Origin of the sequence: Tardiphaga sp. 619_E2_N8_4 (assembly GCF_051810905.1) — a bacterium.
Classification (GTDB): Bacteria; Pseudomonadota; Alphaproteobacteria; order Rhizobiales; family Xanthobacteraceae; genus Tardiphaga; species Tardiphaga robiniae.
Genome location: NZ_JBPWQJ010000001.1, coordinates 872,922 through 898,151, shown reverse-complemented (window position 1 = coordinate 898,151; position 25,230 = coordinate 872,922). Strand labels below are relative to the sequence as shown.

General features: G+C 62.8%; 20 protein-coding genes and 1 riboswitch. Of the genes, 6 read left to right on the top strand and 14 right to left on the bottom strand.

What is annotated here, in order from left to right; translation table 11 throughout:
* Positions 1-194: 194 nt before the first annotated feature.
* Positions 195-2,237, top strand: coding sequence for an OmpA family protein (locus AB8A23_RS04185; RefSeq protein WP_439060342.1), 2,043 nt, complete (start codon positions 195-197; stop codon positions 2,235-2,237).
* 125 nt (positions 2,238-2,362) lie between these two features.
* Here AB8A23_RS04185 and AB8A23_RS04180 read toward each other — a convergent pair whose 3' ends face one another.
* The 7 genes from AB8A23_RS04180 to AB8A23_RS04150 all read right to left on the bottom strand — a co-directional run bounded on the left by AB8A23_RS04180 (position 2,363) and on the right by AB8A23_RS04150 (position 10,120).
* On the bottom strand, positions 2,363-4,117 hold the full coding sequence (locus AB8A23_RS04180) for an alkaline phosphatase (protein ID WP_439060343.1): 1,755 nt from the start codon (positions 4,115-4,117) through the stop codon (positions 2,363-2,365).
* 196 nt (positions 4,118-4,313) lie between these two features.
* On the bottom strand, positions 4,314-5,651 hold the full coding sequence (gene argG, locus AB8A23_RS04175; RefSeq protein ID WP_439060344.1) for an argininosuccinate synthase: 1,338 nt from the start codon (positions 5,649-5,651) through the stop codon (positions 4,314-4,316).
* Positions 5,652-5,735: 84 nt separating this feature from the next.
* Positions 5,736-6,536, bottom strand: a complete 801-nt coding sequence (locus AB8A23_RS04170; RefSeq protein ID WP_439060345.1) for a phosphatase PAP2 family protein — start codon at positions 6,534-6,536, stop codon at positions 5,736-5,738.
* A gap of 45 nt (positions 6,537-6,581) precedes the next feature.
* On the bottom strand, positions 6,582-7,058 hold the full coding sequence (locus AB8A23_RS04165) for a hypothetical protein (protein WP_175369467.1): 477 nt from the start codon (positions 7,056-7,058) through the stop codon (positions 6,582-6,584).
* Between the two features lie 2 nt (positions 7,059-7,060).
* Entirely contained in the window at positions 7,061-8,254 is a 1,194-nt protein-coding gene (rlmN, locus tag AB8A23_RS04160) for a 23S rRNA (adenine(2503)-C(2))-methyltransferase RlmN (RefSeq protein ID WP_439060581.1), read from the bottom strand.
* Positions 8,255-8,457: 203 nt separating this feature from the next.
* The gene (locus tag AB8A23_RS04155) at positions 8,458-9,078 is read right to left on the bottom strand and encodes an invasion associated locus B family protein (RefSeq protein WP_120287794.1); all 621 of its coding nucleotides are present in this window, start codon (positions 9,076-9,078) and stop codon (positions 8,458-8,460) included.
* Positions 9,079-9,280: 202 nt separating this feature from the next.
* On the bottom strand, positions 9,281-10,120 hold the full coding sequence (locus AB8A23_RS04150) for an SDR family oxidoreductase (RefSeq protein WP_439060346.1): 840 nt from the start codon (positions 10,118-10,120) through the stop codon (positions 9,281-9,283).
* 119 nt (positions 10,121-10,239) lie between these two features.
* Here AB8A23_RS04150 and AB8A23_RS04145 point away from each other — a divergent pair, with 119 nt between their 5' ends.
* Entirely contained in the window at positions 10,240-11,214 is a 975-nt protein-coding gene (locus AB8A23_RS04145; RefSeq protein ID WP_439060347.1) for an NADPH:quinone oxidoreductase family protein, read from the top strand.
* Positions 11,215-11,235: 21 nt separating this feature from the next.
* On the opposite strand, the gene AB8A23_RS04140 is transcribed toward AB8A23_RS04145, so the two are convergent.
* Together AB8A23_RS04140 and AB8A23_RS04135 are read right to left on the bottom strand one after the other, a co-directional pair.
* The gene (locus AB8A23_RS04140) at positions 11,236-11,619 is read right to left on the bottom strand and encodes a YkvA family protein (protein WP_231078525.1); all 384 of its coding nucleotides are present in this window, start codon (positions 11,617-11,619) and stop codon (positions 11,236-11,238) included.
* An 81-nt stretch (positions 11,620-11,700) separates the two neighbouring features.
* Positions 11,701-12,024, bottom strand: a complete 324-nt coding sequence (locus tag AB8A23_RS04135) for a 4a-hydroxytetrahydrobiopterin dehydratase (RefSeq protein WP_256461208.1) — start codon at positions 12,022-12,024, stop codon at positions 11,701-11,703.
* Positions 12,025-12,224: 200 nt separating this feature from the next.
* Here AB8A23_RS04135 and AB8A23_RS04130 point away from each other — a divergent pair, with 200 nt between their 5' ends.
* Positions 12,225-13,643, top strand: a complete 1,419-nt coding sequence (locus AB8A23_RS04130) for a TAXI family TRAP transporter solute-binding subunit (RefSeq protein ID WP_089266522.1) — start codon at positions 12,225-12,227, stop codon at positions 13,641-13,643.
* 60 nt (positions 13,644-13,703) lie between these two features.
* Here AB8A23_RS04130 and AB8A23_RS04125 read toward each other — a convergent pair whose 3' ends face one another.
* Together AB8A23_RS04125 and AB8A23_RS04120 are read right to left on the bottom strand one after the other, a co-directional pair.
* Positions 13,704-15,152 (bottom strand): PepSY domain-containing protein, encoded by a 1,449-nt coding sequence (locus tag AB8A23_RS04125; RefSeq protein ID WP_439060348.1) that lies wholly within the window; start codon positions 15,150-15,152, stop codon positions 13,704-13,706.
* A gap of 2 nt (positions 15,153-15,154) precedes the next feature.
* On the bottom strand, positions 15,155-17,431 hold the full coding sequence (locus AB8A23_RS04120; RefSeq protein WP_439060349.1) for a TonB-dependent receptor: 2,277 nt from the start codon (positions 17,429-17,431) through the stop codon (positions 15,155-15,157).
* Positions 17,432-17,537: 106 nt separating this feature from the next.
* Positions 17,538-17,726: riboswitch (cobalamin riboswitch) on the bottom strand.
* Positions 17,727-17,871: 145 nt separating this feature from the next.
* Here AB8A23_RS04120 and AB8A23_RS04115 point away from each other — a divergent pair.
* Together AB8A23_RS04115 and typA are read left to right on the top strand one after the other, a co-directional pair.
* Positions 17,872-19,425, top strand: coding sequence for an alkaline phosphatase D family protein (locus tag AB8A23_RS04115; protein ID WP_309941158.1), 1,554 nt, complete (start codon positions 17,872-17,874; stop codon positions 19,423-19,425).
* 232 nt (positions 19,426-19,657) lie between these two features.
* Positions 19,658-21,481 (top strand): translational GTPase TypA, encoded by a 1,824-nt coding sequence (gene typA, locus AB8A23_RS04110; RefSeq protein WP_089266528.1) that lies wholly within the window; start codon positions 19,658-19,660, stop codon positions 21,479-21,481.
* A gap of 193 nt (positions 21,482-21,674) precedes the next feature.
* Here the strand turns inward: typA and maiA are convergent, their stop codons facing one another.
* Positions 21,675-22,340: a maleylacetoacetate isomerase gene (maiA, locus tag AB8A23_RS04105; protein ID WP_089266530.1), complete on the bottom strand. Its 666-nt coding sequence runs from the start codon at positions 22,338-22,340 to the stop codon at positions 21,675-21,677.
* A 93-nt stretch (positions 22,341-22,433) separates the two neighbouring features.
* Between maiA and AB8A23_RS04100 the strand changes: the two genes are divergently transcribed.
* The gene (locus AB8A23_RS04100) at positions 22,434-23,687 is read left to right on the top strand and encodes a flavin monoamine oxidase family protein (RefSeq protein ID WP_439060350.1); all 1,254 of its coding nucleotides are present in this window, start codon (positions 22,434-22,436) and stop codon (positions 23,685-23,687) included.
* An 8-nt stretch (positions 23,688-23,695) separates the two neighbouring features.
* On the opposite strand, the gene AB8A23_RS04095 is transcribed toward AB8A23_RS04100, so the two are convergent.
* On the bottom strand, positions 23,696-24,118 hold the full coding sequence (locus AB8A23_RS04095) for a thiol-disulfide oxidoreductase DCC family protein (RefSeq protein ID WP_439066015.1): 423 nt from the start codon (positions 24,116-24,118) through the stop codon (positions 23,696-23,698).
* Positions 24,119-24,140: 22 nt separating this feature from the next.
* Positions 24,141-25,025, bottom strand: a complete 885-nt coding sequence (locus AB8A23_RS04090; protein WP_439060352.1) for an alpha/beta hydrolase family protein — start codon at positions 25,023-25,025, stop codon at positions 24,141-24,143.
* Positions 25,026-25,230 lie beyond the last annotated feature (205 nt).

Genomic DNA, 25,230 nt, shown 5'->3' with positions numbered 1-25,230 from the left:
CTACAGATCGATGGCCTGAACGCGCAATGAACAAAGCGCGTTTGGGCCATTGTCGTGTCGAAAATAAAAACGAATTTGCATTTGCCTGTCGCCACATTCCGGCCCAATGCATATCAGTTGATCAATGTGCCGATTTGTTCGGCCGACAAAAATCAGTTTGTTGAAGATCCTTATCCGGGGGCCCAAGGTCTATCATGACAAAACTTCGTCTCGTATTACTGGCCACGACGACGCTCGGCGTTGCGCATATCGCAGCGACCGCTGCTTATGCGTCGAGTGTCGATGCGCCGATCGTGCTCGCGCAGGCCGCACCTGCTGCGCCTGAAGGTGAGCCCAAGGCTCCCCCGAAGGCACCACCCAAGGCTCCACCAGCTGCTGCGCCTCCCGCCGCTGCGCCGCCAGCCGCACGCCCTGCGGCGCCTCCGCCGCCGCCACCGGCTCCCCCTGCTGCGCGTCCCGCGCCTCCGGCACCTCCTGCTGCGCCGCCGCCTGCGGCTGCACCTCCGCGCCCGGCACCGCCGCCACCCCCACCACCTGCGGCCGCTCCGCCGCCGCGCCCAGCTCCGCCGCCGGCTCCCGTCGCGCCTCCGGCCCCGCGCGCCGCACCTCCAGCGCCCGCCGTTGCGCCTGTAGCTCCGTCCGCGCCAACGCCGCCCGCTGCGCGTCCCGAACGTCGCGAGCCCGGCGAAGGACGTCCTGAGCGCCGTGAACCCGGTGCAACGCCGCCGGCCGGCGCACGTCCCGCGCCTGCAACGCCACCAGCCGCGGCGCCGGCGACACCGCCTGCAGCAACTCCGCCTGCCGCGCGTCCGGCACCTGCTGCTGCGCCGACACCGGCTCCAACACCGGCGACGCCGCCAGCGGCTGCGACTCCCCCTGCGGCAACGCCTCCTGCAGCAGCACCGGCGCCGTCCGCAGCTCCGGCTGCGCCGGGCACACCGCCTGCTGCGGGTGCGCCTCCGTCTGGTCGCCCCGGTGGCCCTGATGGCCGTGGTCCTGACGGACGAGGTTCGGATGGCCGCCGTGGTCCTCCTGGTGGTCCGGGCGCAGGCGCGCCCGGTGCACCCGGCACGCCGCCCAACGCTGCTGCGCCCGGTGTTACGCCGAACGCTACGGCGCCCGCTGCTGCGCCGCCCACGAGCACTGCTGCACCTCTCGTGGTCGCCCCCGGTGGCGGCAATATCAAGGTCGTGCAGCCGCCCGCACCGACCGTGACGGCACCGATCCCTCAGGCGCCGCCGCCGGCAGTAGCGCTGACGCCGATCGCACCGGGCGCTGCCCCCCAGGGGCCGCGCAACATGGGCGATTTCCGCGGCCAGCGCAGCGAGCGCCAGGAAGGTGGTCGCACGATCATCACCGAGCCTGGACGCATCATCGTGCAGGATCCGAGCGGTCAATCGTTCATCCGCCACAACGAGGTCGATCGCTTCCGCTACGGCGCGCGTGACATCCGTACGGATCGGGTCGGCGGTGAGGATCGGACCATCGTGATCCGTCCCGACGGCTCGCAGATCATCACGGTGGTTGGCCGCGACGGTCAGCTGCTGCGACGTATCCGCAGGGACCGCGAGGGACGCGAGATCATCATCATCGATAACTCGTTCCGTGGTCCGCGTGGCCCCGGCGGTCCGGGTGGTCTCGGCTTCTATGTCGATCTGCCGCCGCCGATGATCCGGATTCCGCAGAACCGTTACATCGTCGATTACGATCAGGCCTCGCCCGATCTGGTCTACGACACGCTGATCGCGCCTCCGGTGGATCGCATCGAGCGCCGCTATACGCTCGATGAAATCCGCTACAGCCCGATGGTGCGCCAGCGCATGCCGTCGATCGATCTGGACTCGATCAACTTCGAGCTAGGCTCGTGGGATATCCCGCCGGATCAGGCCTCGAAGCTGCAGGTGATCGCAGACGGTCTCAACCGGGCAATCTCGCGCAACCCGCGTGCGGTGTTCCTCATCGAGGGTCACACCGACGCGGTGGGATCGGACGTCGACAATCTGTCGCTTTCGGATCGCCGCGCCCAGTCGGCGGCTGAATTGCTCACCCAGCAATTCCAGGTGCCGGCGGAAAACCTGACGTCGCAGGGTTATGGCGAGCAGTATCTGAAGATCCAGACCGACGGTCCGGAGCGCCAGAACCGCCGCGTCACGATTCGCAACATCACGCCGCTGTTGAACGGCGGTCAGGCTTCGCTGCCGCCGCCGCCTCCGGGTACCGCACCGCCGCGTCGCTGAGCGGTTTGATATGAAAGAAAATGGCCGGGAGCGATCCCGGCCATTTTTGTTTTGATAGTACGCTGCTGCCAATGGCTTCCCTCCCCATTGCGCGGCTGAGCCGCTTGAGGGAGGGAAAGACGCTACTACTTCGCCGCCAATCCCAACGCATCCACCATCACGCGAAACACGTCCGTATTATCCATCGAGCCCTTCACCCGGTCGCTGCCGGGGCCGATGGCGGTGAGGATGACGTCCTCGCCGGAATGCACGCTGGCGCCCATCATGGCCGGCAGGTTGCCGAGCCGCAGCATGCTGCCCGGCGCATTCTTGTATTTCTCGTTGGCCTTGAAAGTGCCGGGCTCTTCGCCCTTCTCGGTGGGATCGTTCGGGTTGTCGAGCTTCGGCCGCAGCGTCTCGTAGTGATCGGGAAGGCTCGCCGACATGATCGCAAGCCGCCGGCTGACATCGATGCGTGATGGATAGCCTTCGGCATCCGGCGCGGGATAATTAGGGAAGCCGGCCTTGTCATAGACGCCAAGCCGTTCGCGCAGCGGCAGGTTTGGCTCCTTGCTCATGTCGTCATTGACGGTGCCGACGAGGCTGTTGGGATGGCTGTGGTCGGAGACGACGAGGATTAGCGTGTCGTCGCCGCGCTTGGCTGCCCAGTCGCGGGCGAGCTTCACGGCATTGTCGAGCATGATGACGTCATAGACGGCGCGGTCCATGTCGAGCAGATGGGCGTATTTGTCGATCAAGCCGGACTCGACCATCAGGAAGAAGCCGTTGTCGTTGCGCGACAGCACCTTGAGCGCGGCATGCACCTGCTCGGTCAAATCAGGCTGCTGCGGATATTTCTTCACGCCGCCGCCGCCGAGAAACTTGCGGTCCAGCACGCCGTCCATATTGCCAGGCGTAAAAAGTCCAAGCAGCTTGCGCGTCTCCGGCTTCTTGGCGAGGCCGTTCAGTTCGGGCGCCGTGGTCGCCACCGAATAACCCGCATCGCGGAAGCGCGCGACATAGTCGATGTCATCCTTGCGCTTCGAGGTGGCGGCTGCCTGCGGCAGGTAATTTGCGGCGCCGCCCCCCATCAACACGTCCGGCTTGGCCGCAAGGAACTGCGCGACGATCTCGTCATAGGCCGCGCGGCGGCGGGTATGCGCGATCATCGCGGCGGGCGTCGCGTCCTCGACCTCGGTATTGGTGACGATGCCGATCGCCAGATCGAGCTTGCGCTTCGCGAGGCTGGTGATGGTCTCGACCTGCGGGTCATCGAATACATTCGCCGTGCGATCCGCATAGACGCCCATCGCATTGGTTGCGGTCTTGTGGCCGGTGGCATAGGCGCTGGCCGAATTCGCGGAATCGGTGATGATGGAATCGGAGCCCGCCGTTGCTACCATCGCCATATGCGGCATGTCGTCCATGGCGAGCTTGCCGCGGCTCTTGCCTTCGGTGATGCCCTTCGACAGCAAGCGTGCGCCGACGCGATGCGCCAGCGACATGCCGTCGCCGATGAACAGGATCACGTTCTTCGCCTTGCGCGGGCCGGTATCGTAGACGTTCCACGTCACCGCGCGGCCGCGTACGCCGTCGCTGACTTCGATCTTGTAAGTCCCGGCTTTATCGAGCGTCACGTCGCGCAGCAGCAGCGCGGACTGATCCTTGCCGTCTTCCTTCGCGATGTAATCAGCGGATTTGCCGAACGCTGCGGTCTGATCGGCGCCGTTGATCGTCACCTTGATGTCGGTGACCTGAACGAGTTCGGGAAACTCGACCTTGAAGTCGAATTTCGCGCCCGCGAGGATATCAGCGCGGTCGAGCGGATAGATCGTCTGCGCGCAGATTGGCGCGCTCATGAAAAAAGCCGCAAACGCGGCCAGCAACGACGTGTTTCTCATGGTGGACGTCCCGAGCGAGAGCCTGCGTGAGGCGATGTCCTTCCAATACGACGGCCGGATGACGTGACGACGACATCCGGCCGCTAGATCGTAGGGCAGATTAGCGAAGCGTAATCCACCGCCGAGGCTGTAACGACGATCGGCGGGCTACGGCTTCGCCTAACCCGCCTTACTTGTCACAGCCGCACCGCGCAATTCAGCTCTTGTCGTTCTCGAGCTTCGGAATGTTTGACCCCTCACCGGCGCTCAATAGACCCGTCTTCGAATACAGATCCAGCTTGGCGCGGGTATCGGTGATGTCGAGATTGCGCATGGTGAGCTGGCCGATGCGGTCTGCAGGCGTGAACGGCGCATCCTCGACCTTCTCCATGCTGAGCCGCTCCGGTGCATAGGTCAGGTTGGGGCTCTCGGTGTTCAGGATCGAGTAGTCGTTGCCGCGGCGCAGCTCGAGCGTCACCTCGCCGGTGATCGCGCGGGCCACCCAGCGCTGCGCGGTCTCGCGCAGCATCAAGGCCTGGGAATCGAACCAGCGGCCCTGATAGAGCAGCCGGCCGAGCTTCATGCCGCTCATGCGATACTGCTCGATGGTGTCTTCGTTGTGGATGCCGGTCACGAGACGCTCATAGGCGATGTGCAGCAGCGCCATGCCCGGCGCCTCGTAGATGCCGCGGCTCTTCGCCTCGATGATCCGATTCTCGATCTGGTCGCTCATGCCGAGGCCATGGCGGCCACCGATCACATTGGCCTCCAGGAACAGCGCGACAGGATCGGTGAAGGTCTGGCCGTTCAGCGCAACCGGCTGGCCATCCACAAACCGCACCACGACCTTCTCGGCCTTGACGGCGCAGTCGTCGCGCCAGAACGGCACGCCCATGATCGGGTTGACGATCTTGATGCCGCTGTCGAGCTGTTCGAGATCCTTGGCTTCGTGCGTTGCGCCGAGCAGGTTGCTGTCGGTCGAATACGCCTTCTCGGCGCTCATCTTGTAGGCGAAGCCGTGGGCGGTCATGAAGGCCGACATTTCGGCGCGGCCGCCCAGTTCGTCGATGAATTGATCGTCGAGCCAGGGCTTGTAGATCTTCAGCTCCGGATTGGTCAGCAATCCGTAGCGGTAGAACCGCTCGATATCGTTGCCCTTATAGGTCGAGCCATCGCCCCAGATATTGACGCCGTCTTCCTTCATGGCCGAGACCAGCATCGTGCCGGTGACGGCGCGCCCGAGCGGCGTGGTGTTGAAATAGGCGATGCCGCCGGTCGAGACATGGAAGGCGCCGGCTTGAATCGCGGCGATGCCTTCATGGACCAGCTGGGCGCGACAATCGACGAGGCGCGCCTTCTCGGCGCCGAACTCCATCGCCTTGCGGGGAATCTCGTCGTAGTCGGCTTCGTCAGGCTGGCCGAGATTGGCGGTATAGGCAAAGACCTTGGCGCCCTTCTGCTTCATCCAGAGCAGCGCCGCTGACGTGTCGAGGCCGCCGGAGAAAGCGATGCCGACGTTTTTGCCCTTGGGCAGGCTCTTCAAGATCGTGGTCATGGAACGTCCAATCGGGGCAATTTCTGCGGCCAGCGATAGCCCGGCCGGGCAAAGCGCGTCAACGCGGCATCCGCTTGAGGCCGCTCAATCGTGGTGCTGCTCGGTGATCCGGTTGACGAAAGACGGCTTTGGCTGCCGCCCGATCATGCGCAGGCGCCAGCGATAGCCGGGCCAGGCGATCCTGGTCAGCCAGCGATCGACATCCTCATCCGTCATCCGGGTCGAGGGCCAGCGGTAAATCCATCCGTGAATCAACCAGATAACCACGAACGACACGAGGCCGGCGATGGTCACGTCGGTAAAGAAATGGCCGCCGAAAGCCATCCGCCAGCCCGAGGTGGCGATTCCGAACACCGTCGCTGCCACATAGGCGTAGGGCCGCACCGAGGGCGGCGCGAGCGCGGCCGGAGCATAGGTCCAGAAGGCCGTGGCGCCCTCACCCGAGAAGAACGAGCAGTTGCGGCCGCATTGGCCGGTCGGATCCCACCAGGCCTTGTATTGCCAGGGGCCATTGAATTCGGAGACCATCACCGGCCGCGGGCGGCCCCAGAAGGTCTTGAAGGTCAGATTGGTCAGGACCCCGGCCGACATCAGCATGGTGAGGATCAGGAAGGCCATGGTGCGGCCCTTCACCAGCAGTGGCCGGTTCGGCCAGATCAGCTTCACGATCAGCGCGAGGATCGAGGGCGCGACAAAGGCCCATGCGATCCACATCGCCGCATCGCGGGCGAATTGCGCATAGGGCAGCGACGTCGTGGGGAAGCGTCTGGTCTCGGGATCGTAGAACAGTGCCGCGAGCTTGAGGTCGAGGTCGGGCCAGACTCCGAAGATAATGGCAATGGCGGCAAACAGCCCAAGCGCGATGAGGAGTCCGGTCCGGTTCATGGCGGGCGGTTTAACCGAGGCAGGAGTTGAAGGAAAGGCAGTGCACTAGGGGCCGGCCGCGACATCGGGCTGCGGTGGTGCGCGCCGTGGCTGCCGCCAGGCGCCGGCATTGCGGCCCGCGATCACCCAGTAGATCAGTCCGGCAACGATACCCGCGCCGGTCATGACTTCGAGATGCCGACGTACAATGCCGTCGAAACTCATCGTGGCAGGGTCATAGGGGATCAGGCCGAGATAACAGGCGAGCCCGACCGCCGCGCCGCCGAGCGCATAGACGATGACGCTGCGAATGTAGAAAGCCTCGGTAATGAGGACCACAAGTATCGCCGGGATCAGCGCAAAGCCGCTGATGAAGACGAAGCCGAAGCCCAGCAGAATATTGATCGTGTTGGGATCGATGACGCCGGTATCGAGCGCGCTGAGTTCCGGAAACAGGATCGAAAACACCACGATCGCGCCGCCGACGAGACAGGCGGCGCAGAAGCCGAGAAAGATGACGAACAGGCGGCCGATCAGCGCCACTGTCAGTCCGTCATCGCCATCGCGCGCAAAGCCTGACGCTCGCGCACCGACAGTTTCTCGGTCTCCGACTTCAACTGGCCGCAGGCCGCGAGAATGTCGCGGCCGCGCGGCGTCCGCACCGGCGAGGAATAGCCGGCATTGAAGATATATTCGGAGAACTTCTCGATCTGGTCCCAGTCCGAACATTCGTAGCGCGTGCCGGGCCACGGATTGAACGGGATAAGGTTGATCTTGGCATGGATGCCCTTGAGCATCTTCACCAGCAGCTTGGCGTCCTCGAGCGAGTCGTTAACGCCTTTCAGCATCACATATTCGAAGGTGATGCGCCGTGCGTTGGAGGCGCCGGGATAATCGCGGCAGGCCTGCATCAGTTCTTCGAGCGGATATTTCTTGTTCAGCGGCACCAGCTCGTTGCGGAGTTCATCGCGCACCGCATGTAGCGAGATCGCCAGCATCACGCCGATCTCGTCGCCGGTGCGTTTGATGTTCGGCACCACGCCGGAGGTCGACAAAGTGATGCGCCGGCGCGAGATGCCGATGCCTTCATTGTCCGACACGATCAGCAGCGCGTCGCGCACCGCATCGAAATTGTAGAGCGGCTCGCCCATGCCCATCATCACGATATTGGTGACGCGGCGGTTGCCGTCTGGCGTTTCCCTGTCGGCCCAGTCGTTGAGGCGGTCGCGGGCAACCATGATCTGGCCGACGATTTCGCCGGCCGTCAGGTTGCGCACCAGCCGCTGGGTACCGGTGTGGCAGAACGAGCAGTTCAGGGTGCAGCCGACCTGCGACGAGACGCAGAGCGTGCCGCGGTCGGTTTCGGGGATATAGACGCACTCGACCTCGTGGGCCTTCTCGCCGGCGGTACCTGAAGGCAGCCGCAGCAGCCATTTCCGGGTGCCGTCATTGGAGATCTGCTCGACCACGACCTCGGGCCGTGCCACCGTGAAATGCTTCTCGAGGTCTTCGCGCATGCCTTTGGAAATACTGGACATTTCGGCGAAGGTCTGGACGCCCCGGACATACATCCAGTGCCAGATCTGCTGCGTCCGCATCTTGCGCTGGGCCGGCGCCACGCCGATGGAACCGAGCTTTTCCGCGATTTCCGTGCGCGACAGGCCGATCAGGGACGGCTTGGCCAGCGGCACATAGGTCTCGGTGGCGATCTTCTCCAGCGGCACCTCGCCCGCGGGCAATGCGCGGGAAGCGTCGATGGCGGAGCTTGATACGGAAGCACTTGCCTCGGCTGAAACGGGGGTCATGACGTTCGATCTATGATGTCGCGGGAAATCAGGCCTTAAACAGGCCGACCTCAAATAAGCATTTCGCGCCCGAATGAAAAGGCGCGAAATGCGGCAATATTAACGGCGACAAGGATTTAGCCGGTGTTTGGCGGCAATTACCGCCGGCAATCCTGCGCCAGCCGGTCCAGCGCCTGGGCTAGGCCCTTCAGCGAAAACGTGTCGGTGGTCTCGGTGCCCTTGGCGGAGACGCCCTTCACAGTCACGTCGGCCGCCTTGCGCAGGGCTTCCACCATGCGCTCTTCTTCGGCGGCATTCTTGATCCAGAGCCCGTCGCCCTGCGTATACATCGCATAGCGCGCGCCGCCGACTTCCAGCGTGGACTCGGAGCCCGGCTTCAACTGATAGCCGATCATGATCGAGACTTCGTTGGTCACCTTCTCGGCCGGGCGGGTCGAGACGAAGGCGTAAGCGGGATCGCGCGGGCGGTTCGCCGGATTGGTCTTTGACGACGCCGGCTTGGCCAGCGCGAAGCAGACTTTCTTGCCGTTCGGTGTCGCGGTGTAGGCGCCCCACGAGCCGAACTGTCCGACCAGCGTGGGCTCTGCGCCACCCGCTGCAGCAGGCGGCGCCGCCGCTGCGGGCTTTGCCGGTGTGGGCGCTGCCTTCGGTGCGGCGGCCTTGCCCTTCGATGCAGCGCTCTGCGCCTGCGCAAGATCGGAGATACCGACCATCGCTACACTCATCGACACAACTGTCAGGAATCGCCGCACGGACATCAAGTCTCGATCCTCTATCATTGTGACTGGAAGATGGCTCGCAACAAGACGGCTTTACCAAGACGATCTGGAATCGCTGACGTCACGATGTCTGCCATATCCGCAAATCGCTTTCTTGAAAAGGCAGACGCGACTCCCGCAAGGATAGCAGTCCTTGCCTTGCTGCGCGCTGACGGCGCAGGAGTCATCCTCAGTTTTCTGCTCAGTTTTTTGCACGCGCCGCACGCTGCGCTGCCCACTGCGCATCGCTCCACTGCAGCAGATCCTCTGCGCCAGATGCGCGCAGGTGTGCGCCCCCATCCTGCACCACCATCTCGCCATTGATATAGCCGGCCTGCTCGGAAATCAGGAAGCTTGCGAGATTTGCGAGCTCGCTGTGTTCGCCGACGCGGCCGAGCGGGTTCTGCGCCGCAGGGCCGCTGTCGCGTCCCTCGGGCCGCAGCTGCCCGGTCGCGCCGGTGGTGGGGAACGGGCCGGGCGCGATCGCGACGGTGCGGATGCCTCTGGGTCCCCACTCCACCGCGAGCGACTTCGTCATTGCAAGGAGTCCAGATTTGGCCATCGCCGATGGCACCGTGAAGGCGCGCCCGGTGATCGTGGATGTCGAGAGGATGCTCAGCACGACGCCCTTGTGGTGTCCTGCGATCCAGCGCCGTCCGGCTTCGAGGGTGCAATACATGGCGCCGTGCAGCGTCGGTGCGAGGATCGCATCGGCGGCGCGGGCAGAGAGGTGCTCGCTCTGTGCGATGAAGGTGGCCGCGGCATTGTTGACGAGGACGTCGAGTGGCCCGTCGCGCCAGATTGTCTCCATCATCGCCTCGACCGCCGCTGCGTCACGAATGTCGCAGGTGAAGGTGCTGACCTTGGCGCTGAGATCGGTACGCAGTTGTGCTGCAGTTTGTTCGAGCTGTTCAAGTCGGCGACCGCAGATGATGAGCTCGGCACCCAGCTCCGCAAAGCGGCGACTCATGGACGCACCGAGGCCGGAACCGCCGCCGGTGACCAGAATGCGCTTGTTGGCGAGCAGCGTTGTCTCGAACATGGGACGGTTCCTCGGTTGGCCGCGTGGCGGAATTACCTTTTCTCGAATCAGATTGTAGCGCGCCGTCAAATCCGGCATGACTCCCTTCAACTGTCTCAAGCCGAAGGTCAGATGATCAGATGAAAGCCATTCTCTGCTCGCAATTCTGCGAACCCGATGATCTCGTTCTCGCCGATATCGATGATCCCGTTGTCGGTGACGATCAGGTCGTTATCGCGATCAAGGCGGCGGCGCTGAATTTCTTCGACATCCTGATGATCCAGGGCAAGTACCAGATCAAGCCGCCGTTCCCGTTCTCGCCGGCTGCGGAAGTCGCTGGTGTGATCGAGAGCATCGGCAGCGGCGTGACCGGCCTCAAGGTTGGTGACCGTGTGGTCGCATCTGTGGGCCACAATGGCGCCCGTGAAAAGATCGCGGTGCCTGCGGCGTCCGCCGTGAAGATTCCCGACAATCTCGATTTCGATCGCGCCGCCGGCGTGATCATCACTTACGGCACGGCGCTGCATGCGCTGGAAGACCGCGCCAGCCCGAAGCCCGGCGAGACGCTGGCCGTGCTCGGCGCCGCGGGCGGCACTGGGCTCGCGGCCTGCGAACTCGGCAAGCTCTTGGGACTCAAGGTCATCGCCTGCGCATCGTCGGACGAGAAGCTGGAATTCGCCAAGAAGCACGGCGCGGATATCGGCCTGAACTACGCGACCGAAGATTTGAAGGAAGGTCTGAAGAAGCTGACGGACGGCAAGGGTGTCGACATCATCTTCGATCCGGTGGGCGGCAAATATGCCGAAGCCTCGCTGCGTGCCATCGCCTGGGAGGGCCGCTTCCTGGTGATCGGCTTCGCCGCCGGTGACATTCCGAAGATGCCGCTTAATCTAGCGCTGCTGAAGGGCTGCGACATCCGCGGCGTGTTCTGGGGCGCCTGGGTACGGCAGAATCCCGAAAAGAACCGCGCCAACCTGGAAAAGCTGGTGAAGTGGGCCGCCGAAGGGAAGATCTCATCCCATGTCGACAGGACTTTCCCATTAGCCAAGACAGCCGATGCGTTGAAGGTACTGGCGGGCCGTCAGGCCATGGGCAAAGTGATCCTTCATCCATAAACTGAATGAGGCGGACGCGGATTACGCGTCCGTTTCACCCTTCGCCAATCCACGTGCGATGGCCGCTCTGGCGGCTTCGCGGTGGTCCGCGTTGATGTGGCTCGCCACCATGCGCAAGGCGGTGGCCAGCACCGCGGCATCATCAGTGAATCCCAGAACGGGCAGCATGTCCGGCACGAAATCGAATGGCAGTACGAAATACGCGATGGCGCCGAGCAGCGCCGCCTGGACATGGCGCGGTGTCTGCCGGTCGAAGGCGCAGTAGTAAGCCGCCAGCAAGTCTTCGGCGAAAGGCAGTTTGACCGCCAGTCGCTTGAGCTTGTGCCAGAACTGCTTGCGCACGCTTTCGCGGTCTTTGGCCAGTTCATCGGCTGGCTCGAAGCCCACGCTGTGGTCGGTTGCCATCGGCAATGTCCTCGCGGCTGCAGTTTGCAGCCTTTCCGGTAAATGGTGATCCGGCTCCGGCGTCGCAACATTCAGCAACGCTCAGGAGTGGCCGAGTTGCCCGGCGATGGTATTCATGGCCCTGGCCAGATCGACATCGCGCTTGGTGACGCCGTCGGCGTCGTGGGTGGAGAGTACTACCTCCACTGTCTTGTAAACATTGCGCCATTCCGGGTGGTGGTCGCTCTTCTCGGCGACCAGGGCGACCCGCGCCATGAAGCCGAAGGCCTCGTTGAAATCCTTGAACGTAAAGGTCCGGGCGATGGCATCGCGCCCGGAAACCTCGCTCCAGCCCGAGAGCTCCTTGAGCGCCGCCTTGCGGGCCTCGGCCGAGAGTCGTTCCACCATGCCAACCTCCTGCTTCACTTGAACTTTACTCTAACGCCCGGTGACACAGTTGGGATCCATGCCACAATAAGGCAGCAAATGCCGCGCATGCAGGAAAGTAACCAAGCCCGTCGGTAACCATGCTGCCGGTGGAACGGCGCGTCGACCCGAAACTTTGCTACATTGTCGCTCGAACCCATTTGGCGCAGATGAATTTGAAGCGATTGTTTTCCAGATCCATGGCAGACGGTCCCGATGTTATCGGGCCGATAGGGCCGCCGTCACCGCGGTCGATCCGGCGCAAGATGACGCTGATCACGCTGGCCGGGACGTTGGCGATCGTCGCAGCCGTGGCAGGCGCTTACTACTTCGCCATGAAGCCGGTGCCGCTGCGGATCGCCGTCGGTCCGCCGAACAGCGACGACGTGAAGGTTGTGCAGGCGCTGGTGCAGTCGTTCTCGCGCGATCACTATACGGTTCGTTTGCGGCCGATCCTCACCGAAGGTGCCACTGCCAGCGCCAAGGCGCTCGCGGATGGCAAGGCCGATCTCGCGATCATCCGCGGCGATCTCGAAGTGCCAAAGAATGCGCGCGCCGTCGCCACGCTGCGCAAGAACGTTGCTGTGATCTGGGTGCCGCCGGCCGCCAAGGGCAAGAAATCCGGGCCGAAGATCACCAAATTCTCGCAGCTCGCCGGACGCCGCGTCGGCGTGATCGGCAAGACGCAGGCCAACGTCAACCTGCTGAACATCATCCTGCGGCAATATGGCGTCGATCCGGCCAAGGTCACCATCGTGCAGTTCTCGACCACCGAAGTGGCTGAGGCCGTGAAGGACCAGAAGGTCGATGCGTTCATCGCGGCAGGTCCGGTGAACAGCAAGATCACCAATGATGCGATCCAGGCTTCGAGCCGCGATGGCACGCCGACCTTCCTCGCGATCGATTCCGCAGAAGCCATCGCGCAGAATTTCCCGATGTATGAATCATCGGAAATTCCTGCAGGCGCATTCGGCGGCGCGCCGGCGCGGCCGGACGACGACGTCAAGACCATCAGCTTTTCGCATCACATCGTGGCACGGCAGAGCCTGTCTGATGTGACCATCGCCGCCTTCACGCGGCAGCTGTTTGCGATCCGTCAGCAGATCATCAACGACTTCCCGCTGGCGGCGAAGATCGAGACGCCGGATACCGATAAGGATGCGGTGATCCCCGTGCATCCCGGCGCGGCCGCCTATGTGGATGGTGAAGAAAAGACCTTCCTCGATCGCTATAGCGATTACATCTGGTGGAGCCTGATGGGGCTCTCGGCGATGGGCTCGATCGGCGCCTGGTTCGCGAGCTATCTGAAGAAGGATGAGCGCAACGTGAATGTGTCAGAGCGCGATCGTCTGCTCGACATGATTGCCGCCGCGCGCAAGAGCGAGTCCCTCGAAGAGCTCGATACGATGCAGGCGGAAGCCGACGATATTCTGCGTCATACGCTGAATTGCTACGAGCATGGTGCCATTGAGGAAGGCACGCTGACAGCCTTCAATATTGCGCTCGAGCAATTCCACAACGCCGTCGCCGACCGCAAGGCGCTGATCGGCATGATCCCGCCGGAGCCGATGAATCCGCCGGAGCAATTGCGTCAGCCGCCGCGGCCGCTCGCGGTCTAGAGTCTTTCGTTTTGACGCGTTTTCTTCACGCGAACCGGGACCACTTCGCTCGAAAACGCTTTAGCGCTTGAGATAGCGCCAGCCGATCACGACGCCGCTCACCGAGACCATGGTGCCGAGAATCGACAGCAGCCACACCACGATGTCCCAGGCCGGACGATACATCAACAACAGCTGAAAATCGAAACTGTGCAGCGCATTGAACAGCCAGCGATAGGTGCGCCGGCTTGAGTCGACGCGGCCGAGGATGTCGCCGGTGACCGGGCTGATGTGAAACCAGGTTTGCGCGTCATCATCAAATGTTGCGCGTAACACTGGCAATTCGCGGTTATTGTGGTGCGCGTACCAATAAGCGTCGTATTTCCCGAGGGTTACCTGGTTTTCGAGGCGCGAGTCTGGCAGCAGTTTTGTTGCGGCGTTCCAGAGGCGGTCTTGCGGCAGTCTTGCGATTTCGCCACTTGTCGGATTGATCGCCATTTTCGTGCCGTCGCGCTTCGCGACGATCATCAGCGGCATGCCGTCGATCCATACGAAGCGCGCTTCGACCGCGGCCTTGTCCGCCGGTGCGCGAATAGCCGCAGCGATATCAGGCGCGTCGTGGCCGGCATAGCGCTGCAATACCTCACGTGGCGTATTGCGGTCGGCAAAAACACGGCCGGGATCGAGCGACAGCCAGCCCGAGAACATCCAGGTCAGCACGAACAGCCCGGCGATCAGTCCGGTGACGTGATGCCACGCCATCCAGCCGCGATAGGGCGTGATGTTGCCGCTCGCATAACGCCGCTTGAGGCGCACGCGCAAAATGCCGATCCAGATTCCGGTAACGCCGACGATCAAACAGATGCCGGAGATCCAAAGCACCACGAGCCGCCACAGCGGGCCGTCCTTGCGCAACACGGTCGGATAGATCCAGTGCGGGATCGAGCCGAGCCAGTTCCAGACGCGCTCCGTGCGGTTGGTATCGAGTGCGATCTCGCCAGAGCGTGAGGAGACGTAGAGTTTTGTACCGGCGCCGTCGCCGAGTGTGATCAGATACAATGGGCGTAGCGGATCGTAGCGTGCGGTCACGCTCCACTGGTCGCGATCGACGATCTCTTCGAGCTGAGGCGACTTGCTGGCGGGATGGTGCCGCGCGACTGCAAGTGCCTGCTGTTCGTTGATGTCGGTGATTGCGCGGCCATCGGCGGCGGAGATCGTCTGCCGTTTGCCGTCCCAGCCAGTCAACCGATACACCGGCTCGTCGGCAACCATGTTCAATCGCAATTCGCGCGGATAGCGCGTGGCACCGGCAGCCTTCATCGCCTCGTCGGGAGAGAGCGCCACTTTCTCCCAGACGATATCGGGCAATGCCGCCAGCCGCTCTTTATTGGAGAGGCCGGGAAACGCGACATACATCATCACCACGCCGGAGATGAACCACATCGCGAAGAAGAGGCAGGTGACGATGCCGACCCAGCGGTGACCGATATACAGCCACCGCCGGAGTGTTCGTGTCAGTGTGCGTGGCACGCTCAGAACTTTACATTGACGGCGAGTTGAGCGGTGCGCGGTAGGCCGAGCAGCCACTGATTGGTGCCGCCCGATGTTGCATAGACCTCGTCGAGCAGATTGTAGACTCGGAACGACACCGTCGTATTGCGGTCGGCCTTCCACTGCACGCCGGCATTGACAACCTGATAGGCAGGACGCACGAGCGTGTTGGCGTTATCTGCATAGATGCGGCCGACGAATTGGACGCCCACATTTGCCGACCAATCCTGTGCAAAGGCCCAGGTCGCCCAGATGTTGGAGACGTTCTGTGGCACATTGGCCGGCACGTTGCCGGCGTAGTTCACCGCAACGCCGCCAACTGACTGCACGAAGTCATCATATTTCGCACGCAGGAAAGCGGTATTGGCATCGATGCGCCACCCGTGGTCGAGGGCGAGGCCCACCGAAGCCTCGACACCGCGCGACGACTGCTGACCGACCTGGACAACCATTGACGGCAAGTTCGGATCGCGCGCCAACAGGTTGTTTTTGACGATCTGATAGCCGGCTAAGGTCCACTCGCCGCGGCCACCCCAGAACGATTGTTTGACGCCGATCTCGACCTGCTTACCGGTCGCTAGTTCGAAGCTCTTGTTTGTTGCCGCCAGCGAGACTAGGCCGCCAACCGGATCTACGGCTGTAGAGTATTGGCCGTAGAAGGCCAGGTCCTTGATGGGCGTATAGACCGCTCCGGCGCGCCAGCTGGTCGCTGAGAAGGATTTCTCGAAACTGTTACCGGGGGTGACGTAGTCGGTGCGATTGATAGTCGGCTCGTCCTGCCGGATCCCAGCGATCAGAGAGAGTTGTTCCGTGATCGACAGACGGTTCTCGGCGAATAGGCCGTACTGGTTGGTCGTGGTGCTGAAGCCCGGAACCGTTTGGGTCGTTGTCGCAGCGAAGGAGCCAGGGAAGAAATCGGTGAGCGACACCGACGACGTGCCGCCATAGGGCGAGTTGTTGATGTGTTTGAAGTCGATCTGGTTGACGTCGAAGCCGGCGACAAATTCGTTAACCATGCCAAAGATATGGCCGCGGAACGTCGCGTCGAAGCGGTCGCCGATCTGCTGCTGGTCGTGGAAGATCTCGATATAGTCGCTGCGATTGATGCGGCCCGTTGCGGCGCTGAAGTTGTAGGTCTCGACGTCTTTCCAGTGCCGCTGGCTGTTCAGGTAGTACAGGGTGTTGCGCAGCGTAATGCTGTCTGTCACCTGCCACTCGGTCTTCACCTGGTTCCAGCTGTCCTGATAGCGGATGCTGCTGTCGCCGACATTGTAATTCCTGAAGCGCAGGGACTCATCGAGCTTGCCGTTGATCAGCGGTGTGCCGAAATAGCGCGACGGGCTGCGATCGCCGTAATCCGTAGAGATCGTCCAGGTGATGTCTTCGGTCTGCTTGATCTGGACGGCGGCATGCACTTCGACATTGGAGGTGTTGTCACGATCGACCCAGCCGTCCGACATGTTGCCGGTCGCGGTGATGCGATAGGCGACATCCTTGTTGATCGGTCCACCGCTATCCACTGCAATGCGCCGGGTCATGTTGCTGTCGAGCGAGATTTCGGCCTGATTGCGCGGCACCCAAAGCGGCAGTTTCGAGATGACGTTGATGGCGCCGCCGACGGCTCCTTCGCCATACATCACCGATGCCGGGCCGCGTAGCACCTCAACGCGCTCAGCTGACCAGGTATCATAGGGGAAGGTCAGCGTGCCCGAGCCGACATAGAGCCGTGTGCCGTCATACAGAGTCATCACGGTGCCGTTGCCGGTGAAGCCGCGGGTGTTGAAGGCGATGCTGCCATTGCCCGGCGCCGGGCTTGCGGTGAAGCCGGTGGCGTTCTGTGTCACGGCGTCAATCAGATTCTGCTGGCCGCGTTCGGCCATGGTTTCCGCTGAGATGACCTCGACGCTGGCCGGCGTCTGCAGGCGCGTCAGGCCGAGGCGGCTGCCGGTGGATGTGGTGCCGGTGAGGTTGAGCGTCGGCGCTGCGAAGACGGGGCCTGTCGGCGTGGCAACCGGCGCGCCGGTATTGGCGGCGACATTGCGCTGCTGCCGCGAGCGCGCAGCGCGCGATGCATTGCCGTTCGTGGCGCGGCGTGCGCGTTGAGGTGTCGCTGACGGCTGAACGACAACAGGATCGAGCGTCTGGCTCGACTGTGAGGTTTGCGACCAGCTTTCGCTCGGACACAACAAGCAGGAGAGAGCAACAGAATAAAGAAAGGGAGTATGTCGCTTCAATGCAACGGGAGAAACGGAGGTCATGAACAGGACTCGCGGTTACGTGGCACGTCACCGCAAACCAAGTCGCCCCGCCGCTTTCAAACAGGCAGTGTGACTTCCACCAGGACACCCCGCCCAATGTGCTCGCGTGTGACCACGACTGGCGGCAGGTCTCCTGGCTCGCGGGTCAGTGCCTGTCGCCGCCTTCCCAGGTGAACACCCAGTGGCTCTTGGCGCAGGCTCGCCGCTTACAGTTGCGGGGGCAGCCGCGGAATCGGGGGATCCCCTCACCGCATTCCCTTTTGATCCCCGAAGGGAACCGTCGCGTTCACGTTAAGGTGAAATTTCCAAATGTGTCAATCAAGCTGCCAGCCATTCGCAACTTGCTTTGGCGGGTGTTGATATTGCGCATCACCTGTCATCGCAGCGTCAAGTGTTCTGCCTAGCACCACGGGTGCCAGAGCCAGGATCAGGAGTTCGCCATGGCACTACGTTTATCCCGTCGTCGCTTCCTCGCGCACTCAGCCGCAGCAGGCGCAAGCTTCCTGGCGATGCCTTACCTCAGCCGTGCGGCGGATCGTCCGGTCGTGTCGCATGGCGTGCAGTCCGGCGATGTCGGGACGAGCAGCGGCATGATCTGGTCGCGCGCCGATCGCCCGGCGCAGATGATGGTGGAAGTCGCCACTACCGAATCCTTCAGCAATGCGCGCATGTTGCCGGTTATCACGGCGCTGCCCGAGAGCGATTTCACGGCGAAGTTGCTGCTCGATAATCTGCCAGCCGGGCAGGACATCTTCTACCGTGTCAAATTCCGCGATCTCTCGCATACCGACATCGTCGGCGAGCCCGTGATCGGCCGCTTCCGCACCGCGCCGGCGGATCGCCGCGATGTGTCCTTTGTCTGGGGCGGCGATGTCGCCGGCCAGGGCTGGGGTATCAATGCTGACGATGGCGGCATGGTCACCTTCGCCACCATGCGAAAGCACAACCCGGATTTCCTGATCCATTCCGGCGATACGATCTACGCCGATGGTCCGATCCTGCCTGAAACGAAACTGCCTGACGGCGCGATCTGGAAGAACACCATCACGGTGCCGGAGAAGGCGAAGGTCGCCGAAACGCTCGATGAATTCCGCGCCGCGCACAAATACAATCTGCTCGACGACAATGTCCGCGCCTTCAATGCGCAGGTGCCGATCTTCGGCCAGTGGGACGATCACGAGGTCACCAACAACTGGTCTTCATCGAAGCAGTTGCCCGCGTCCTACAAGGAGCGCGACGTCACGCTGCTGGCGGCGCGCGGTGCGCGTGCCTTTCACGAGATGTATCCGATCTCGATCAATCCGAACGAGCCTGGCCGCGTCTATCGTACGCTGAATTACGGCCCGCATCTCGATGTCTTCATGCTGGACGAGCGCAGCTATCGTGGGCCCAACGGCCCGAACCTGCAGGAGAGCTATGGTCCCGATGCGTATTTCGTCGGTCCGGAGCAGATGGCCTGGCTGAAGCGCGCATTGATGGCCTCGAAGGCGACCTGGAAGGTCATCGCCTCGGATATGCCGATCGGCCTCGTCGTCTATGACAACGCCGCCGACAAAACCGGGTCTGAGGCCATCGCGCAGGGCGACGGACCAGTGCGGGGCCGCGAGCTGGAAATCGCCGATATCCTGCGCTTCATCAAATCGGCCGGTATCCGCAACACGGTCTGGCTGACCGCCGACGTGCATTACACGGCGGCGCATTACTACAATCCGGAAAAGGCGCAGTTTCAGGATTTCGAGCCGTTCTGGGAGTTCGTTTCGGGCCCGTTTCACGCCGGAACCTTCGGGCCGGCGGCGCTCGACAATACCTTCGGTCCTGAGGTCCGTTTCGTGAAGGCGCCGGGGCCCGATAAGCAGAATTTGCCCCCGTCGGCCGGCATGCAGTTCTTCGGTCACGTCAAAATCGACGGCCAAAGCGGCCAAATGACCGTTACCTTGCGGGATCGGGCCGATATGGCCCTTTGGGCCACGGTTCTGGACCCGAAATTGGGCTAACCATTTGGCAGATTCGCATTGTTTTTCGGCGATTTCCCCCTATATTGCGCCGCAACGCGTCCGAGTACCCGGCCCCTTCTGGCCGGGTTTGCTTTTGGAGGGATTGCCCCAGCGCGTTTTCAGACGAGGCAGTTATCGAACGCGCTCGAGCGCAAGGCATAAGCCTTTTGTTGTCGAGCATGTCTTGTTGAACCCGCTCAAGGGCACCCAGACCGTAACCAGAAGAAGACCTATGAACCTTCGCAACATTGCTATCATCGCCCACGTTGACCACGGCAAAACCACTCTCGTGGACAAGCTGCTGCAGCAGTCGGGCACGTATCGCGACAATCAGCGCGTCCAGGAACGCGCGATGGATTCGAACGACATCGAAAAAGAGCGCGGCATCACCATTCTCGCCAAGTGCACCTCGGTGCTGTGGGATGAAGTCCAGATCAACATCGTCGACACCCCGGGCCACGCTGACTTCGGCGGCGAAGTCGAACGCATCCTGTCGATGGTCGATGGCGTGATTGTGCTCGTCGACGCCGCTGAAGGCCCGATGCCGCAGACCAAGTTCGTGGTCGGCAAGGCGCTGAAGCTCGGCCTCAAGCCGATCGTCGCGATCAACAAGGTCGACCGTCAGGACGCCCGCATCACCGAAGTCGTCAACGAAGTGTTCGACCTGTTCGCAGCGCTCGACGCCACCGACGACCAGCTCGATTTCCCGATTCTGTACGGATCGGGCCGCAACGGCTGGATGGCCGACAGCCCGGACGCGTCGCATGATGTCGGCATGAAGCCGCTGTTCGATCTCGTCATCAAGCATGTCGCGCCGCCGGTGGTTGAAGAAGGTGCGTTCCGCATGCTCGGAACCATCCTGGAAGCCAACCCCTATCTCGGTCGCATCATCACCGGTCGCATCTCGGCCGGTTCGGTGAAGCCGAACCAGGCCGTCAAGGTGCTGTCGCGTGACGGCAAGGTCGTCGAAACCGGCCGTATCACCAAGATCCTGGCCTTCCGCGGCCTTGAGCGCCAGCCGGTGGAACTCGCCGAAGCCGGCGACATCGTTGCCATCGCCGGCCTGCCGAAGGGCACTGTTGCCGATACCTTCTGCGATCCGTCGGTTGAAATTCCGATCCAGGCGCAGCCGATCGATCCGCCGACCGTGTCGATGTCCTTCATCGTCAACAACTCGCCGCTCGCCGGCACCGAAGGCGACAAGGTCACCAGCCGCCTGATCCGCGACCGCCTGTTGCGCGAAGCCGAAGGCAATGTCGCGCTCAAGGTCGTCGAATCCGCCGATCGTGACGCGATGGAAGTGTCGGGCCGCGGCGAATTGCAGCTCGCGATCCTGATCGAGAACATGCGCCGCGAAGGCTTCGAACTGTCGGTGTCGCGTCCACGCGTGGTTCTTACCAAGGACGAAAACGGCAACACGCTGGAGCCGGTCGAGGAAGTCGTCATCGACGTCGATGAGGAATTCTCCGGCGTGGTCGTTCAGAAGATGAGCGAACGCAAGGCCGAGATGATCGAGATGCGTCCTTCGGGCGGCAACCGCCTGCGTCTGGTGTTCTACGCGCCGACCCGCGGCCTGATCGGCTATCAGGGCGAACTCATGACCGATACCAAGGGTACCGCGATCATGAACCGCCTGTTCCACGACTACCTGCCCTACAAGGGCGAGATCGCCGGCCGCCGTAACGGTGTGTTGATCTCCAACGACCAGGGCGAAGCGGTGGCCTACGCCATGTTCAAGCTGGAAGATCGCGGCCCGATGATGATCGAGCCCGGCTGGAAGGTCTACAAGGGCATGATCATCGGCGAGCACACCCGCGAGAACGATCTCGAACTCAACGTTCTCAAGGGCAAGCAGCTCTCCAACATCCGCACCACGTCGAAGGACGAAGCGGTGCGTTTGACGCCGCCGATCCGCATGACCCTTGAAAAGGCGCTGGCCTATATCGAGAGCGACGAGCTGGTCGAGATCACCCCGAAGTCAATCCGCCTGCGCAAGAAGCATCTCGATGCCAACGACCGCAAGCGCGCCGAAAAGACCAAGGAAGTGATCGCGTAAGCGAGAGCATTCTTTGACTGGTTACGAAATGCCCGGCGAAAGCCGGGCATTTTTGTTTGGTGCGATGCCTTCACTCCGCCCCTCATGGTGAGGAGGCGCGCAGCGCCGTCTCGAACCATGAGTTGGTGTCGCGCCGACGCTTGTGGCCATCCTTCGAGACGCCGCTGCGCGGCTCCTCAGGATGAGGGCAGAGTCAATTTGCCGGCGCTCCCACCTGCTTCAACGGATCCGCCTTCGCAAACGCCTCCATCGCCTCGCAGGTAGCGACGATGCGGTCGATGGTCGGGATGCCTGCAATCTCGATCTTCAGCACCTTCATGGTCGCGGTGATGCTGAGCAGGCAGATGTCGGCGATGGTCACCTCGTCGCCATGACAGAAGCGGCCGGTGGCGGGTTCGCTGGCGAGGCGCTCTTCCACGGCGGCAAGGCCCGTGGTGAACCAGTGCACCAGCCAGGCGCGAACTGCGGCATCGTCGAAGCCGGCGGTGATGGCGAGATATTTGCGTACACGCGGCGTAATGAGTGGGTGGGTGTCGGCGGCCAGCATCGCGGCGATCGAGCGCACCCGTGCGCGGCCGTGTGGATCGCTCGGCAGCAGCGGCGGGGTCGGATGGATCTCGTCGAGGAATTCCAGGATCGCCAGCGACTGCGTCAGCGGCAGGTGGCCGGGCTCGATCAGGGCCGGAATCGCGCCGAGCGGATTGATCTTGAGGAACGCGTCGCCGCGCTGCTCGCCCTTGTCGAGGTCGATCACGCGCTCGTGCGCTTCCAATCCCTTCAGGTTGAGCGCCACGCGGACGCGATAGGTCGCGGACGTCCGCCAGAAGCCGTAGAGTTCGAAATCGTGTGGGGCTGTCATGCATCTTCTCCGGGGGCAGCGGTGGCTTGAATAATTCAAGCAAGCCTTTATCCCGTTGTCACCCGTTTCCCATCCGCTGTGAATACCGACGCGATGACCAGACTGCCTTCCGAAGTAGATGTCGCCATCATCGGAGCCGGCGCTGCCGGCCTCGGCGCCGCGCGTATGCTAGGAGGTTCCGGGCTCTCCGTGATCGTGCTGGAAGCGCGCGACCGGATCGGCGGCCGCGCCCATACGATCATGGCGGCCCCCGGCATTCCGTTCGATCTGGGCTGTGAATGGCTGCACTCCGCCGACAAGAATGACTTCGTCGGCATCGCGAAAGAGCTCGGCTTCGCCGTCGACAAGTCGCGTCCGCCATGGCGGGATCAGGCCTATGACGCCGCCTTCTCGAAGGCGAAGCGCGATGAGTTCTTCGCCGCGATCGACGCGTTCTACGACCGCGCCGAGGAAGCCGCGGAAAACGAGATCGATGCGCCGGCGGCGACATGCCTTGAGCCCGGCAATACATGGAATCCGATGATCGATGCGGTCTCGACCTATATCAACGGTTTCGAGCTCAAGGATGTGTCGCTGCACGACATGGATGCCTATGAGGACACGGACATCAACTGGCGCCTGCCCGATGGCTACGGCGCGCTGATCGCAGCCTATGGCGCGCCGTGTCCGGTGGCGCTGAATACCGAAGTCACTGTTATCGATCATTCCGGCGCGCGCATTCGCATCGAGACGTCGCGCGGCACGCTCAGCGCGGCGAAAGTGATCGTCTGCGTGCCGACCAATCTCATCGCCAATGAAAATATCCGCTTCACGCCGCCGTTGCCCAGCAAGGTCGAGGCCGCCGCGGGCCTGCCGCTCGGCGCGGACAACAAGGTGATGCTGGCGCTCGCCGATGCCGAGAAGTGGCCGTCCGATATCGGGTTGCGCGGCGCCGCCATGCGCACCGGTGTCGGCAGCTTTCATCTGCGCCCCTCCGGCCGCCCCTGCATCGCCGGCTTCTTCGGGGGCAGGTTCGCACGCGACCTGGAAGACGCCGGCCAGGGTGCACTCGCCGCGCAAAGCATCGACGAGATCGTGGCGCTGCTCGGCTCAGACATCCGCAGCAAGCTCACGCCGCTCGCGGAATCCCGCTGGGGACATGATCGCTTCGCGCAAGGCGCCTATTCGGCGGCAAAGCCCGGCCATGCCGATGCGCGCGCGGTTCTCGCGGCGCCAGTGGATGGCAGGCTGTTCTTTGCCGGCGAAGCGACATCGCCGAATTTCTTCTCGACGGCGCATGGGGCGCGAGAGAGTGGAGAGCGGGCGGCGAAGGAAGTGATGGCTACAGGCAAGCAGAGCAAAGCGTAGACGCTCGCTTACTCTATCACCCTCGCCCTCATCCCCGCGTCCGGCACGATACACGCCTCGGTCTTTCCGAAGATACGATAGCGGTTCGTTGCGATCAGGCTGTAGACCGGATTGCGCAGCGCCTTCGGCACGGCGAACAGCACGCGCACCCATTGCCAGCCGGGCAGGGTCGACAGCACCGTCAGCGCCGCATCGGATCTGACATAAGCCACGCCGCCATGGATCACCGCATTGGTGTCGGGATCGGCGGGATCGATGCCGAAATGGCGGGCGAGGCGGCTGCCATAGTCGGACTGGATCGGGGTGAAGCGGAAGCGATGATCGGTGTCGCGTTTGGCGACGAACTGGATCCAGCGCGAGCAGAAGATACAGACGCCGTCATAAAGGATGACATTGTCATCGGGCCAGGGCTCGGTCACTGCACTGTCCATTCCGGTTGCGCAGGTTTGCGCGTCATCGCTTCCTCGCCGTGATTGCCTTCAGCGCCTTGTCCAGCGTGGCACCATAGATGTCGTCACCGCCGTTGCTTTCCGCAAGCCAGTGGCCTTCGCTCCGGAAGTCCGGCAGCTCGTGGACATCGACCCTGGCGCCACCCTTGCGAAACGCATCCGCCAGCTGGCGTGACAAGTCCGGCGAAAAATAGCTGTCATTGCGCGCAACGAGCCAGATCACTGGTGTGTGCGCCGTCTGTCCGAAGGTTGCGGCCGCGGCGATCAGGCGCTGCGGCGCGCAGACGTCATTCGGCCGGTCATTGGCATGGCCGCCGCGTCCGGGGGCAAAGGCAATGATCGCTCTGACGCCTTGCGGATTGGCGCCGGCCATGGCGAGCGCGCCCCAGCCGCCCGCGGAATGGCCGACGACGATCGTGCCGTCGCTGCGAATGAAGGGTTGTTTGCGAATGTCAGTCATCGCTGCGGCGATACTATCCGCCGTGGCGCGGCCGGCGCCGACATAGTCGGCATTGTCGCAGCCGCCCTGGTCTTCGAGATAACGCCCGCCGGTTAAGCCATGGCCGGGGCGCTCGGGCACCAGCACGGCGTAGCCACGCCCAACGAACCAGGAGGCCAGTGCGCGATATTCCGGTTGCGGCATCTGCGCGCGGCGCAGCGCATTCTGCGTGGTGGCATGCGCAATGACAGCGAGCGGGAACGGGCCATTGCCGGGTGGGCGGAATAGCACCGCGCGGGAACTGGTATTTGGATCGGGCGACGCTACCGACCAGACCTGCCGGCGATGCGGCGCTTCTTCCGGGGCCTGCGCGCCTGATGTCTGGGCTGCGGCAGTAGCGGCGCTTCCGAGCAATGCAGCCAGCAGGCAAAGCGCTTGGACGTGTTTCATGAGCGCTCAGGGACTTTCGTGCGGACGCAATGCCTGTCGCACTCTACACGCCGCGAATCACATCGGTGCAGTTGTGCACATCGATACGCGTGTGCAACTGCGACACGACTCGCGCGATACGTGCCAGCAGTGGAAAACATGGCGTTCGGCGCGCATTGGATGCAGCTCTGTCCTTTTTCGATACAACTCTTTCGGTAAACTGATG